This window comes from Knoellia locipacati (genome assembly GCF_007992835.1).
In the GTDB taxonomy this organism is placed as follows: Bacteria; Actinomycetota; Actinomycetes; order Actinomycetales; family Dermatophilaceae; genus Knoellia; species Knoellia locipacati.
Genome location: NZ_BKBA01000003.1, coordinates 128,678 through 141,686, shown reverse-complemented (window position 1 = coordinate 141,686; position 13,009 = coordinate 128,678). Strand labels below are relative to the sequence as shown.

At 73.1% G+C, this 13,009-nt stretch carries 12 protein-coding genes; 7 read left to right on the top strand and 5 right to left on the bottom strand.

All coding sequences use genetic code 11. The features are described from left to right. Window positions 1-25 precede the first annotated feature (25 nt). On the bottom strand, window positions 26-1,192 hold the full coding sequence (locus tag KLO01_RS02180) for a glycosyltransferase family 4 protein (RefSeq protein WP_186827883.1): 1,167 nt from the start codon (window positions 1,190-1,192) through the stop codon (window positions 26-28). Window positions 1,193-1,265: 73 nt separating this feature from the next. Continuing rightward, the gene (gene manA / locus KLO01_RS02175) at window positions 1,266-2,450 is read right to left on the bottom strand and encodes a mannose-6-phosphate isomerase, class I (RefSeq protein ID WP_147061913.1); all 1,185 of its coding nucleotides are present in this window, start codon (window positions 2,448-2,450) and stop codon (window positions 1,266-1,268) included. 73 nt (window positions 2,451-2,523) lie between these two features. Here manA and KLO01_RS02170 point away from each other — a divergent pair, with 73 nt between their 5' ends. Continuing rightward, window positions 2,524-3,609 carry a mannose-1-phosphate guanylyltransferase gene (locus tag KLO01_RS02170; RefSeq protein WP_147061912.1) on the top strand — a complete coding sequence of 362 codons (1,086 nt, stop codon included), beginning with the start codon at window positions 2,524-2,526 and terminating at the stop codon, window positions 3,607-3,609. A gap of 49 nt (window positions 3,610-3,658) precedes the next feature. Here the strand turns inward: KLO01_RS02170 and KLO01_RS02165 are convergent, their stop codons facing one another. Then, window positions 3,659-5,251, bottom strand: coding sequence for an ABC transporter permease (locus KLO01_RS02165; protein ID WP_147061911.1), 1,593 nt, complete (start codon window positions 5,249-5,251; stop codon window positions 3,659-3,661). Beyond that, entirely contained in the window at window positions 5,248-6,189 is a 942-nt protein-coding gene (locus KLO01_RS02160; protein ID WP_147061910.1) for an ABC transporter ATP-binding protein, read from the bottom strand. Before KLO01_RS02160 ends, KLO01_RS02165 begins: the two co-directional genes overlap by 4 nt. 53 nt (window positions 6,190-6,242) lie before the next feature. On the opposite strand from KLO01_RS02160, the gene KLO01_RS02155 reads away from it, so the two are divergent. From KLO01_RS02155 to KLO01_RS02130, 6 genes are all read left to right on the top strand, one after another. After that, a complete protein-coding gene (locus tag KLO01_RS02155) occupies window positions 6,243-6,761 on the top strand; it encodes a GbsR/MarR family transcriptional regulator (protein WP_147061909.1) in 519 nt (172 codons plus the stop codon). Window positions 6,762-6,870: 109 nt separating this feature from the next. Next, entirely contained in the window at window positions 6,871-8,094 is a 1,224-nt protein-coding gene (locus KLO01_RS02150; RefSeq protein ID WP_147061908.1) for an amidohydrolase, read from the top strand. Continuing rightward, a complete protein-coding gene (locus KLO01_RS02145; protein WP_147061907.1) occupies window positions 8,087-8,485 on the top strand; it encodes a cytidine deaminase in 399 nt (132 codons plus the stop codon). The genes KLO01_RS02150 and KLO01_RS02145 overlap by 8 nt, the downstream gene beginning before the upstream one ends. A 49-nt stretch (window positions 8,486-8,534) precedes the next feature. Next, on the top strand, window positions 8,535-9,824 hold the full coding sequence (locus KLO01_RS02140) for a thymidine phosphorylase (protein WP_147061906.1): 1,290 nt from the start codon (window positions 8,535-8,537) through the stop codon (window positions 9,822-9,824). Continuing rightward, the gene (locus KLO01_RS02135) at window positions 9,824-10,921 is read left to right on the top strand and encodes an adenosine deaminase (RefSeq protein ID WP_147061905.1); all 1,098 of its coding nucleotides are present in this window, start codon (window positions 9,824-9,826) and stop codon (window positions 10,919-10,921) included. The genes KLO01_RS02140 and KLO01_RS02135 overlap by 1 nt, the downstream gene beginning before the upstream one ends. A gap of 166 nt (window positions 10,922-11,087) precedes the next feature. Then, window positions 11,088-12,002, top strand: coding sequence for a putative endonuclease domain-containing protein (locus tag KLO01_RS02130; protein WP_147061904.1), 915 nt, complete (start codon window positions 11,088-11,090; stop codon window positions 12,000-12,002). Between the two features lie 180 nt (window positions 12,003-12,182). Here KLO01_RS02130 and KLO01_RS02125 read toward each other — a convergent pair whose 3' ends face one another. Further along, window positions 12,183-13,004 (bottom strand): RDD family protein, encoded by an 822-nt coding sequence (locus KLO01_RS02125; RefSeq protein ID WP_147061903.1) that lies wholly within the window; start codon window positions 13,002-13,004, stop codon window positions 12,183-12,185. Window positions 13,005-13,009 lie beyond the last annotated feature (5 nt).

Genomic DNA, 13,009 nt, shown 5'->3' with positions numbered 1-13,009 from the left:
TCTCCGCTGGAGGGCCCCGAAGAGGTTACGCGACGCGCTGCGCCCGTGAGGCCCGTGCCGTGTCGTAGTGCTCGACGAGCTGCGCCGTGAGGCTCTCCCACGAGCGGCCGCGCACGGCGAGCTCTGCGTCGTGTCCCATGGCCTCGCGCCATGCGGCGTCACCCACCAGCGCGTCGACGTGGTCGTGCAGCGACCCGGGCGTGTCGGGGTCGAAGAGCAGTCCGGTGCGTCCGTGCTCGACGATGTCGAGCGGGCCACCGCGCGCCGGGGCGACGACGGGCAGGCCGACCGCGGCAGCCTCCTGGAGGGTCTGGCCGAAGGTCTCGCGGGTGCCCGTGTGGACGAAGACGTCGAACGCGGCATACGCGCGGGCGAGGTCGTCACCCGATCGCCGGCCGAGGAAGACGGGGGAGCGGTTGGGGCGGCCCGGCATCGAGGCGACCGCTTCGGTGAGCCGGGCGCCGACCTGGGCGCGGCTCGGCCCGTCACCGACGATGACGAGGCGCGTCCCGGGAATCTGCGCCACCTCGGTGAGCCGCCACAGCTCCTTCTCGGGAGCCAGCCGGCCGACGTAGCCCAGCAGCACCTCGCCGCTCGGGGCCAGGGCCCGGCGCAGCTCGGCCGTGCCCGCGTCGGTGCGCCAGTGCGGCGAGAACAGCCCCGTGTCGACCCCCCGCGCCCACAGATCGGTGCGGGGCACGCCGTGGCGCCGGAGCTCGTCGAGGGTCTGCGTCGACGGCGCGAGGGTGAGGTCGGCGTGGGCGTGCATGCGCCGGATCCAGCGCCAGGCGGCGCTCGCGGCACTCGCACCGACCCGGCCGGGACCGTGCTGCCGCAGGTAGCTCGGCATGTCGGTCTGGTAGATCGCGACGGCCGGGGTGCGGGTGCGGTCGGCCAGCTGGAGCGCGCGGGCACCGAGGACGAACGGCGAGGCGGCGTGGACGACGTCCGGCTCGAAGTCCTCGAGGGCGTGCCGCAGCGCCGGTGTCGGCACGCCGGTGGGGAACTGACGGACGCTGACCGAGGGCAGCCCGCGCACCGCGAACCCCTCGAAGGTCGCCGGCGCCGGCCCGGGGGCGAGGATGAGCGCCTCGTGGCCGAGCGCCCTCAGCGACTGGGCCACCCGGCATACGCTCGTCGTCACACCGTTGAGCGTCGGGAGGAACGACTCGGTGACCATCGCGACTCGCATGGCTCCACGGTCCCGGGGCCGCGTGCTGCGCGGGCAGCGGCCGGTGGTGTGTCAGGTGAGCAGCAGGTGAACGTCAGATCGTGGGCAGCGTGACGAGGTAGACCTCGCCGCTGCCGGTCGCGACGACGTCGTGGTCGCGGGCGGAGAGGAAGGCCGCCTGCACCGGTCCGAGCGCGAGGGACCCGGTGGGCCCGGCGAGCAGGACGTCGCCGTGGAGGCACAGGACGAGCCGCGGCGTGCCGTCCCCGGGGAGCAGCTGACCCGCGGGGGTGTGCAGCCGGCGCAGGGCGAAGCGGTCCGACGAGCTCGGGAAGCAGTCCGTCGCGGGCAGGTCGGGGTCGCGCTCGGCGTGGCCCACGAGACCGTCGGCCTCGGGGTCGACGATGCGCAGGAGCTCGGGGATGTTGATCTCCTTGCCGGTGAGACCGGCGCGGACGACGTTGTCGGAGTTGGCGAGGACCTCGATGCCCAGGCCGCTCACGTAGGAGTGCAGGACGCCGGCGGGCACGTCGATGTAGTCGCCCGGCTCGAGGACGTGGTGACGCATGAGCAGGAGCACGGCGAGCCCGATGTCGTCGGGGTGGTCCTCGGCGACCCGGACGACGGCGGCGCACTGGTGGCCCGCGTCGTCGGGGCTCGACGAGACCCGCACGCAGGCGGCGACGAGCTCGCGCACGAACCCGGCCTGCTCGGGCTTCGGGATGGCGAGGATCGCGGCGAGCAGGCTGTGCGCGGGGTCCGGGGCGGTGCGGGCGTCGTCGACGAGGGTGCTCAGCCGGGTCACGCCGAGCCGCTTGGCGAGATCGGCGACCTCGTCGGGGGAGCGCATGCCGACGAACACGCGGAACGGCGAGATGGCGACGAGCATCTCGGGCTTGGCCCAGTCGTCGACGTAGGTCGCGTCTTTGTCCCCCGCCTCCCGGTCGCGCGCGCGGATCTCGCTCGCCTGCGCGGCCGTCGGGTGGGCCTGGATCGAGATCGCGCGTCCGGGCGCGAGGACCTTGAGGAGGAACGGCAGACGGCCCTCGTATGCCGTGCAGCACTCGGCGCCCATCTCACCCTCGGGGTCCGCGCGGATGACGTCGGCGAGAGTGGTGGCGACGCCGTCGCGGACGAGCCCGCAGGGTCCGCTCTCGTGGGCGCCCATCCACAGCTCGGACTCGGGCTCGGCACTCGGGATGGAGCGGCCCTGGAGGCTGGCGATGGAGACGTGCGAACCCCAGGCGTCGGTGAAGAGCACCGGCTCCAGCTGGTCCATCGCCCTGCACCTCCCGTGTCGTGGTTCCCGAGGATCCTAGATGGGCCCGTTCGGGCTTGGTTAGCCTGACGCCATGTCAGAGATCCCCGGCTTCTGGGCCGTCATCCCCGCGGGCGGGGCAGGCACCCGGCTGTGGCCGCTGTCCCGAGCCGGGCACCCCAAGTTCCTCCACGACCTCACCGGGTCGGGGCGCAGCCTGCTCCAGCAGACCCTCGACCGGGTCTCGCCGCTGGCGGGCGAGCGGGTCGTCGTCGTCACCGGCGCCGCCCACGCCGACGCGGTGCGCGAGCAGCTGCCGTCGCTCGGTGCCGGCGAGCTCATCGCCGAGCCGGCCCCGCGGGACTCGATGGCGGCGATCGGTCTCGCGGCCGCCATCGTCGAGGCGCGCGACCCCGAGGCGGTCATCGGCTCCTTCGCGGCCGACCACGTCATCCCCGACGCCGAGGCCTTCCGCGCCTGCGTCGTCGAGGCCGTCGAGGTGGCGCGCGAGGGGCAGGTCGTGACGATCGGCATCGAGCCGACCCACCCGTCGACGGGGTTCGGCTACATCCAGATGGGGCGTGCGCTCGCCGGCGCGCCGACCGCCCGGCGGGTGCGCCAGTTCGTCGAGAAGCCCGACGCCCGGCGCGCAGCCGCCTATCTCTCGACCGGCGAGTTCCGGTGGAACGCAGGGATGTTCGTCGTGCGCGCCGCGACACTGCTCGACCTGCTGCACCGCTGGCACCCGGAGCTCGCCTCGGGGTTGCGGACGATCGCCGCCGACCCCTCGCGGTTGGAGGAGATCTGGCCGACCCTCGAGAAGATCGCGATCGACCACGCCGTCGCCGAGCCCGCCGCCGACATCGGGGTCGTGGCCGTCGTGCCCGGCGACTTCGCGTGGGACGACATCGGCGACTTCGCGAGCCTCGCCGCCCTCCTGCCCGAGCGCGGGGAGGGCGAGGGGCCGCGGGTTCTCGGCGACGCGTCGCTCGTGCACTCGGTGGACTCCACCGGTCTCGTCTCGCCGCGGGGCGGCCGGCCGGTGGCCGTCGTCGGTCTCGAGGACGTCGTCGTCATCGACTCCGGCGACGCCGTGCTCGTGACGACGCTCGCGCGCGCCCAGGACGTCAAGCGGATCGTCGAGCAGCTCAAGGAGCAGGGCCGCACGGACCTCACCTGAGCGGCTCTCGTGCGGGGCCCGCCGCGGGACCGGGCACCCGCAGGACGGGTCAGGCGGCGTCGCGGACCCGGTATGCCGCGAACGCCAGTCCCGTCGTCACTGCCGCGACCGCGCAGAGCACGAGCGTCGAGGCCGGCGTGAAGTCGCCACCGGGCAGCGGCGGCACGTGCGCGAACGGCGAGACGTCGATGAGCCACTGCGGCAGCCCGACCGTCGCACCCAGCTCGCCGAGCCCGAACGCCACGGCCAGCGCGCCCCAGGCGATGGCCGAGGCGTGGGTCGGCACCGCGGCGGCCGCGAGCACGGCGATCGCCACGAGGACGAGGACAGCCGGGACGCGGGCGAGCGAGGCCCCGAGCATCGGGACGAGCCCGGGCGCCTCGCCCTGGCCGTGCGCCGTGACGGCGACCGCGAGGCCGATGGCGAGCAGGAGCACGACGGGGAGGGCGACGGCATACAGGGTGTGGGCGCCGAGCCACGACCGACGCGAGGTCGCGGTCGCGAGCACTGGCTCACCCCGGCCGGCGCGCTCCTCGGAGGCGAGCCGGAGCGCGACCGAGATGCCGGCGGCGGCCGCGGCGACGGCGACGAAGGCGAGCTCGGTGGAGAGATAGATGTCGGTGATCGTGCCGGCGCTGCCGCCGAGCTTGGTGAGCATGTCGACGATCGCCGGGTCGGACGCCATGTCGGCGACCGACGCGACGAGCCCGCCGAGGACGACTCCGAGCACGACGAACGCCGTGAGCCAGCCGAGCGCGGCCGGACGCGCCAACCGTCCGACGAGACCGAGCGGGGTGCCGAGCCCGTCGCGCGCCCGGTCCGGACCGGGACGGGGTGAGATGAGGCCCGAGCCGACGTCGCGACGGTCGAGCAGCGAGAACGCGAGGGCGACGAGGGCGCCGGTGAGGACCAGCGCGGGGCCGAGGACCCAGAGACGGTTGTCGCCGTAGGCCGCCACCCTGGACGACCAGCCGAGCGGGCTGGCCCACGACAGCACCGACGCGGAGCCACCGGCGGTGTCGCCCACGGCGCGCAGCAGGAACATCACGCCGAGCACGCCGAGCGCGATCCCCGCGCAGGCCCGGGCGCTCGTCGTGAGCTGGGCGGCGACGGCGGTGACACCGACCATCGCCAGCCCGGCGACCACCCAGGCGACGCCGAGGGCGACCGAACCGAGGGGGTCGAGGCCGACCGCGACGAGGCCGACGGTGGACAGGGCGCCGGCGCCGACGACGGCCGCGGTGGCGAGGGTCATCGCCGCCGTGAGGGGAGCGCGGCGTCCGACGACGGCGGCGCCGACGAGCTCGAGCCGACCGACCTCCTCCTCGACGCGCGTGTGCCGGCGCACCACGGCATACGCGAGGAGCCCGACGAAGACCGCACCCATGAGCACCGTCTTGAACACCGAGAGGGCGTCGCGGTTCTCGGCGCCGATCGGGCCGTACATCGCGACGACGGACGGGTTGGCGAGCACGCCGCTGAGCCCGGCGCGTGCCTCGGCGTCGGTCGGGTAGAGCGCGATCGTCGCCTGGGCCGAGCCGACGGAGAGCGCGGTGAGGGCCAGGAGGCTGACGGGGATGAGCACCCGGTCGCGCCGCCAAGCGAGGCGGAGGAGGGTGCCGGTCCCGGTGAGGGTGCTCATCGGACCTGCGCATCCTCGCTGCTGGGGGTGGTCGCGCCGGTCGCGCTCTCCGTGCCGTAGTGCGCGAGGAAGAGGTCCTCGAGGCTCGCCGGCTCGCAGGTGAGGGTGACGAGGCCGAGCCGGTCGAGCCGGCTCACCGCCTCGCCGACATGGGCCGCGTCGACCGCCAACCGGATGTCGGTGCCAGACTCGCCGACGTGGACGTCCTCGACACCCGGCCACGTCGAGATGTCCTGTGCTGCAGGCGTTCTCACGATCGCGTGCACCGTCGACCGCGAGAGGTGGCGCAGCTCGGTGAGCGAGCCGGACTCGACGATGCGACCCGAGCGCACGATGCTCACGCGATCGCAGGCGCGCTCGACCTCGCTGAGGATGTGGCTCGAGAGGAGCGCGGAGTGGCCCCGCGAGCGTGCCGCGTGCAGCTCGTCCTGGAACACCCGCTCCATGAGGGGGTCCAGGCCCGACGTCGGCTCGTCGAGGATGAGCAGGGGAGCGTCGGAGGCCAGCGCCGCGACGAGGGCGACCTTCTGCCGGTTGCCCTTCGAGTACGACCGCGCCTTCTTGGTGGGGTCGAGCTCGAAGCGCTCGACGAGGTCGCGACGACGCCGCTCGTCGAGCCCGCCGCGCAGCCGCGCGAGGACGTCGATGGTCTCGCCGCCGGTGAGGTTGGGCCACAGGGCGACGTCGCCGGGGACGTAGGCCACCCGCCGGTGCAGGTCGGTCGCGTCGGTCCACGCGTCCCGTCCGAAGAGGCGGGCCTGCCCGGAGTCGGCACGCATCAGCCCGAGGAGGATGCGGACGGTCGTGGACTTGCCCGAGCCGTTCGGCCCGAGGAAGCCGTGCACCTCGCCCTCCGCGACGGTGAGGGCGAGGCCGTCGAGGGCGACGGTGCTGCCGAACGTCTTGCGCAGGTCCTGGGTCTCGATGACGCTGTCCACGACATCGAGCGTACGCCTGTTTCACAAATTCGTGAATGCTCTAAACTTTCGGTATGCCGTCTCGCCCAGCCACCGCTGCCCGCGCACCCCAGGTGACCGAGGGGACCCCGGCGAGCCACCGGGAGTCGCACGCCGTCGTCGAGCGGCTCGGGGCGGCCCTGTCCACGGCGGGGTTCCCGCCCATGCCCTCGCGGGTGTTCGCCGCGCTGCTCGTCGACGACGACGGCCGGATGACCTCGGCCGAGCTCACCGACGAGCTGTCGGTGAGCCCGGCCGCGGTGTCGGGGGCGGTGCGCTACCTCACCCACGTCGGCCTGCTGCGCCGCGAGCGCGAGCGGGGTGGACGGCGTGACGTCTTCGTCGTCCTCGACGACGCGTTCCACGGTGCGCTCACCAACACCGACCAGGTCTATGCCGGGATGATCCAGGCGCTCGCCGACGGGGTCGACCACCTCGGCGCCGGGTCGACCGCGGGCCAGCGGCTGCAGCTGTCGCGCGAGTTCCTCGAGTTCGTCACCGAGGAGATGAGCGGCATCATCGACCGCTGGGAGGCCTACAAGGCGACCCGCTGACGCCCGTGCTCGGTGCGGCGGCGTCGACGGTGGCTCGTGCAGCCGTTGGCGCGGACGTTGCGGACGCGCAGGGGGCGCCGACCCGAGCCCCAGTAGCATGGGTGCTCCCATGACAGACACCCTCACCGCCCTCGGCGCCAGCGTCGCGTCGGTCCTGCCCGAGCTCATCGAGATCCGCCGGGACCTCCACGCCCACCCCGAGCTCTCGCGCCAGGAGACCCGCACCACGGGCATCGTCGCCGCCCGCCTCGAGCAGGCGGGCATCCGCGTCCGCCGACTGCCGGGCACGGGACTGGTCGCCGACCTCGGAGCCGACTCGCCGGCATACCGGGTCGCCCTGCGCGCGGACATGGACGCCCTCCCGGTGCAGGAGCAGACGGGGCTGCCGTTCGCCTCGGTGACCGACGGCGTCACGCACGCGTGCGGCCACGACGTCCACGTCACCGCCCTCCTCGGCGCCCTGCTCGCCCTCAAGGAGCAGGAGCAGGCGCTGCTCGAGCGGGGCACTGCTGTGCGCGCGATCTTCCAGGCGGCCGAGGAGGTCATCCCCGGTGGCGCGCTCGAGGCGATCGCCGACGGCGTCATGGAGGGTGTCGACGCGATCTTCGCCGTCCACTGCGACCCGTCGCTCGACGTCGGTCAGGTGGGGCTGCGCGAGGGCCCGATCACCGCGGCGTGCGACCACCTCCGTGTGCACCTCAGCGGTCGCGGCGGGCACACGTCCCGGCCGCAGCTCACCGAGGACCTCACCTACGCGCTCGCCAAGGTCGTCACCGACGTCCCCGCGGCCCTGTCGCGCCGCCTCGACCCGCGGGCCGGCGCCGCGCTGGTCTGGGGCACGGTGCGGGCGGGCACCGCGAGCAACGTCATCCCGAGCACGGGGGAGTGCAGCGGGACCCTGCGCATGCTCGACGCCAACGCCTGGCTGTCCGTCGGGCCGCTGCTCGACGAGATCGTCCAGGGCGTCGTCGCCCCCTACGGCGTCGAGGCCCGGCTCGAGCGGGTCAAGGGCGTGCCACCCGTGGTCAACCAGGCCGACGCCATCGACGCGCTGCGCTTCGCGTGCCTCGGCACCGGGCTGCAGATCGCGCCGACCGTGCAGTCGCTCGGCGGCGAGGACTACTCCTGGTACCTCGCGCACGCACCCGGTGCCATGGCCCGGCTCGGGACGCGCACGCCGGGCGGCCGCAGCTACGACCTGCACCAGGGTGACGTCATCGTCGACGAGGACGCGATCGGTTGCGGCGCACGGCTGCTCGCGTCCGTCGTCGTCGCCCACACCGTCAAGGCCGGCGGAGACATCATCGACATCAGGACGGGTGCTCATGAGTGACATCGACTGGGATGCGTTGCGCGACAGGGCGATCGAGATGACGAAGCTCGCCTATGCGCCCTACTCGAACTACCGGGTCGGCGTGGCCGGTCTCACCGACGACGGCCGGGTGGTCGCGGGCTGCAACGTCGAGAACGCCGCCTACGGCGTGACCCTCTGTGCGGAGTGCGGCATGGTCTCCGAGCTGCACGCCACCGGCGGCGGCCTGCTCGTCGCGGTCTACTGCGTCGACGGTCGTGGCGAGGCCCTCATGCCGTGCGGCCGGTGCCGCCAGCTCCTGTGGGAGAACGGCGGTGCGTCCTGCCTGTTCATGACGCCCGAGGGCATCCAGACGATGGACCAGGTGCTCCCGCAGGCCTTCGGCCCGGACAACCTCGCGCAGCGTCCCTGACCCGCTCGAGCCGTGTCGGCGCGTTCGCGCCGGGTGACATGATGACGCCATGAGTGAGAGCCACGACGCCGTCGACGTCATCACGACCAAGCGCGACAAGCGAGAGCTGAGCGACGACCAGATCCGTTGGGTCATCGACGCCTACACGCGAGGCGCCGTCGCCGACGAGCAGATGAGCGCGCTCGCGATGGCCGTCCTCATCAACGGGATGAACCGGCGCGAGATCGCGACGTGGACGGCGGCGATGATCGCCAGCGGCGAGCGGATGGACTTCTCGTCGCTGTCGCGCCCGACCGCCGACAAGCACTCGACCGGCGGGGTCGGCGACAAGATCACCCTGCCGCTCGCGCCGCTCGTGGCCGTCTTCGACGTCGCCGTGCCGCAGCTGTCCGGGCGCGGCCTGGGCCACACCGGAGGCACGCTCGACAAGCTCGAGTCCATCCCCGGCTGGCGTGCCGACCTCACCAACGAGGCGATGCTCGCGCAGCTCGACGACGTCGGCGCCGTCATCTGCGCGGCGGGCACCGGACTGGCCCCGGCCGACAAGAAGCTCTACGCCCTGCGCGACGTCACCGGGACCGTCGAGGCCATCCCGCTCATCGCGAGCTCGATCATGAGCAAGAAGATCGCCGAGGGCACCGGCGCGCTCGTCCTCGACGTCAAGGTCGGCTCCGGCGCCTTCATGAAGAACCGCGAGGACGCCACCGAGCTCGCCCGCACCATGGTCGAGCTCGGCACCGATGCCGGGGTCAAGACCGTCGCCCTGCTCACCAACATGCAGACGCCCCTGGGCCTCACGGCCGGCAACGCGCTCGAGGTGCGGGAGTCCGTCGAGGTGCTCGCCGGTGGCGGTCCCGAGGACGTCGTCGAGCTCACCGTGGCCCTCGCGCAGGAGATGCTCAAGGCAGCCGGTCGCGACGGCGACGACGTCGCCGCGGCCCTCAAGGACGGCCGTGCCATGGACGCCTGGCGCCGCATGATCGCGGCCCAGGGCGGCGACCCGGACGCCGAGCTCCCCGTCGCCAAGCACACCGAGGAGATCCTCGCGCCCGCCGACGGCGTCCTCACCCAGCTCGACGCGTATGCCGTGGGCGTCGCCGCCTGGCGTCTCGGCGCCGGCCGGGCCCGCAAGGAGGACCCGGTGCAGGCCGGCGCCGGCATCGAGCTGCACGCGAAGCCCGGCGCCGTCGTGCGTGGTGGCGAGAAGCTCATGACGCTCCACACCGACACCCCCGACAAGTTCGAGCGCGCCAAGGAGGCGCTCGAGGGCGGCTTCACCATCGCCCCCGAGGGCTCGCGTCCCGACCTCCTCCCGCTCCTCATCGACAGGATCTCCTGATGGCCGACAGCGCCACCGTCCCGGCGGCGATCGTCGCCCGCGCGCCCAAGGCGCTCCTCCACGACCACCTCGACGGCGGACTCCGACCGCAGACGATCATCGAGCTCGCGGGCGAGTCGGGCTACGACGGGCTGCCGGCCACCGACGCCGACGAGCTCGGTGCGTGGTTCCGTGACAGTGCCGACTCCGGCTCGCTCGTGCGCTACCTCGAGACGTTCAGCCACACCGTCGCCGTCATGCAGACGCCCGACCAGCTGCGCCGGGTCGCTCGCGAGTGCGCCCTCGACCTCGCGGCCGACGGTGTCGTCTATGCCGAGTCGCGCTTCGCCCCCGAGCTCCACGTCGAGGGTGGGCTGAGCCTGCCCGAGGTCGTCGAGGCCGTCCTCGCCGGGCTGCGCGAGGGCGAGGCCGAGGCGGCCGCGGCGGGCACGCCGATCCGCATGGTCTCGCTGCTTACCGCGATGCGGCACGCCGCCAAGAGCGACGAGATCGCCCAGCTCGCCATCCGCTACCGCGACCAGGGTGTGGGCGGGTTCGACATCGCTGGCGCCGAGGCGGGCTTCCCGCCCAGCCGGCACCTCTCGGCCTTCGAGTACCTCCGCCGCGAGAACGCCCACTTCACCATCCACGCCGGCGAGGCCTTCGGTCTGCCGAGCATCTGGGAGGCCATCCAGTGGTGCGGCGCCGACCGGCTCGGCCACGGCGTCCGCATCGTCGACGACATCACGAGCGAGGGTGACACGCACACGCTCGGCCGCCTCGCGGCATACGTGCGTGACCGCCGGATCCCGCTCGAGATGTGCCCCACCTCCAACCTGCAGACCGGCGCGGCCGAGTCGATCGCGGAGCACCCGATCACCCTGCTCAAGGACCTGCGCTTCCGGGTCACGATCAACACCGACAACCGGCTCATGTCGGGCACGTCGATGTCGCGCGAGATGCAGCTCCTCGTCGACGACGCCGGCTGGACCCTCGACGACCTGCGCTGGGCGACGATCAACGCGATGAAGTCGGCGTTCATCCCCTTCGACGAGCGGCTCGCGATCATCGAGCGCGTCGTCAAGCCGGGGTATGCCGCGTTGTCCGCCGCCACCTGACCCTTTGCGTCTGCGGATTCGGCGGTTCTAGCCGCCGGATCCGCAGACGCAAGAACGTCGTGGGTATGCCGTCCGCCCGTCCACAGGCTGCCGGCTCGCCGTGCGTCGTCCACAGGTCGCCCGCGTCCGGGTACCGGCGAAGGGCTGGCTGGTCGAGCGTGTCTGGATGCCGACTCGCCGCCCCCATCCAGACCTGGCCGACGACCTCGAGGTGACCGCGGGAGTCCTCCCCTCCGCGGCACTTCGCCGTGCGGGGGTGAGTCGGGGACTGAGAAGGGCGATGGTCGACGGCGGTCGCTGGAGGGCGGTGCCCGGCAAGGGGATCGTCGTGCCGGGCGGTCGCGCCGACGAGGCGAGGTGGCGCGAGGCGCTCATGAGGGTGGGTCCGCAGGCCCGGCTCGGTGGGGTGACGGCCCTCGAGGTCGACGGAATGCGTGGGTTCACCGAGCCGTGGATCCACATTTGGGTGCCGAAGGGACTCGAGAAGCAGCGGGTCCCCGGGGTCCGGCTCCACGAGACCCGGAGGTGGACCGCGGCGGACGCCGCCGGAAGCGGTGTGCCGCGCTCCAACCGCGCGGTCTCGACCGTGCAGGCAGCCCTGTGGTCCGTCACCCTGCGACAGGCGATGCTGTGCCTCGTCATGCCGATCCAGCAGCGGATCGTCCCGGCGGAGCAGGTCGCCGGCGAGCTCGACCGCATCACCCGACACCGCTTCCGAGCACCGTTGCAGGCGGTGTTGCGTGACATTCGGCTCGGGGTCGAGTCGCTCAACGAGCTCGACTTCGCCGTCGAGTGCCGCCGTCGCGGTCTGCCCGAGCCTCACCGCCAGGTGGTGCGACGGCTCTCGCACGGGCGGGCCGTCCTCGACGTCCTGTGGGAGGACTACGCCGTCGTGGTCGAGGTCAACGGCGCGGGCCACCACGCTCTGGACATCGCGATGCGTGACGAGGTTCGGATCACCGACCTCCAGGCACAGGGCAACGCCGTGATTCCTGTCTCGGTGCTCACGCTCCGGTGTCACCCCGACGCGCTGTTCGACGCCCTCGCCAACCTCCTGCGCAGTCGCGGCTGGCCCGGCTGACCCCGTGCGTGCCGGGTGGCCCTTGCGTCTGCGGATGTGGCGGCTCTAGCAACCGAAGACGCAGACGCAAGGAGGGCGGCGAGGAGGGCGCCGTCCTTGCGTCTGCGGATGTGGCGGCTCTAGCAACCGAAGGCGCAGACGCAAGGGGTGGGGAGGGGGCGAGGGTTGGCCGACGGAGCGTCACCCGAGCGGGTCGGGCGGGAGGAGACGGTGCGCTCGCGCCGCCTCCGAGTGCAGCCGGTCGAGGTCGCGGCGGCGGCGCTCGGCGAGGACTGCGCGCAGGACCCACTCGGCGTGGATGCCCGGCGGCGGGGGCGGTGACACGTGCCGGAGCACCTGCGCCGACAGGTCCTGGCCGAGGTGGGCGCGCGCCTGCGGCGTGAGGCTGCCCGTCCGGGTGAGGAACTGCCGCACGCCGATGGCGAGCGATGCCGGCATGGGTCCGATGTCGGTGGCGCGCACCCAGTGCTCGAGCGCAGGTGGCGCCTCGGGCGGGCTCGTCACCTGGAGCTTGTGGCGCAGCGACATCGCATAGGTGCCGGCCGCCATGTCACCCAGACGCTTGGCCCGGGGCGAGATGACGGCGGCGACGACGGCGGGCGCGCCCTGGAGCAGATAGAACTCGACGAACCCCACGAGGTGCCGGATCACGCTGTGCCGCACCGTGATCGGGCCACCGTCGTCCCGGACGACCCGCAGCCCGAGGGCGTACTTGCCGGGGCTGCGGCCCTTGGTCACCACCTCGAAGAGCACCGGGAGGATGACGGTGAGTCCGACCACCAGCACGATGACCGCGGCCTGGGTCACCGCGTCCGACATCGACCCGACGAGCATGCCGACGACGAAGACCGCAGCGATGGCCAGGACGAAGGTGATGACGAGGTCGATGAGCCGAGCGGCGACCCGGCTGATGACGCTGGCCACGGGGACCTCGACGGAGACACCCTCGCCCGTGACGACGTCGTCGCCGGCATAGGTGCGATAGCCCCCGTCGATGCTCATGAACG

Bases quoted from the DNA above. Each gene is read 5' to 3' on its own strand.
- KLO01_RS02180 (WP_186827883.1), bottom strand. From the start codon at position 1,192: ATGCGAGTCGCGATGGTCACCGAGTCGTTCCTCCCGACGCTCAACGGT.
- manA (WP_147061913.1), bottom strand. From the start codon at position 2,450: ATGGACCAGCTGGAGCCGGTGCTCTTCACCGACGCCTGGGGTTCGCAC.
- KLO01_RS02170 (WP_147061912.1), top strand. From the start codon at position 2,524: ATGTCAGAGATCCCCGGCTTCTGGGCCGTCATCCCCGCGGGCGGGGCA.
- KLO01_RS02165 (WP_147061911.1), bottom strand. From the start codon at position 5,251: ATGAGCACCCTCACCGGGACCGGCACCCTCCTCCGCCTCGCTTGGCGG.
- KLO01_RS02155 (WP_147061909.1), top strand. From the start codon at position 6,243: ATGCCGTCTCGCCCAGCCACCGCTGCCCGCGCACCCCAGGTGACCGAG.
- KLO01_RS02150 (WP_147061908.1), top strand. From the start codon at position 6,871: ATGACAGACACCCTCACCGCCCTCGGCGCCAGCGTCGCGTCGGTCCTG.
- KLO01_RS02145 (WP_147061907.1), top strand. From the start codon at position 8,087: ATGAGTGACATCGACTGGGATGCGTTGCGCGACAGGGCGATCGAGATG.
- KLO01_RS02140 (WP_147061906.1), top strand. From the start codon at position 8,535: ATGAGTGAGAGCCACGACGCCGTCGACGTCATCACGACCAAGCGCGAC.
- KLO01_RS02135 (WP_147061905.1), top strand. From the start codon at position 9,824: ATGGCCGACAGCGCCACCGTCCCGGCGGCGATCGTCGCCCGCGCGCCC.
- KLO01_RS02130 (WP_147061904.1), top strand. From the start codon at position 11,088: ATGCCGACTCGCCGCCCCCATCCAGACCTGGCCGACGACCTCGAGGTG.
- KLO01_RS02125 (WP_147061903.1), bottom strand. From the start codon at position 13,004: ATGAGCATCGACGGGGGCTATCGCACCTATGCCGGCGACGACGTCGTC.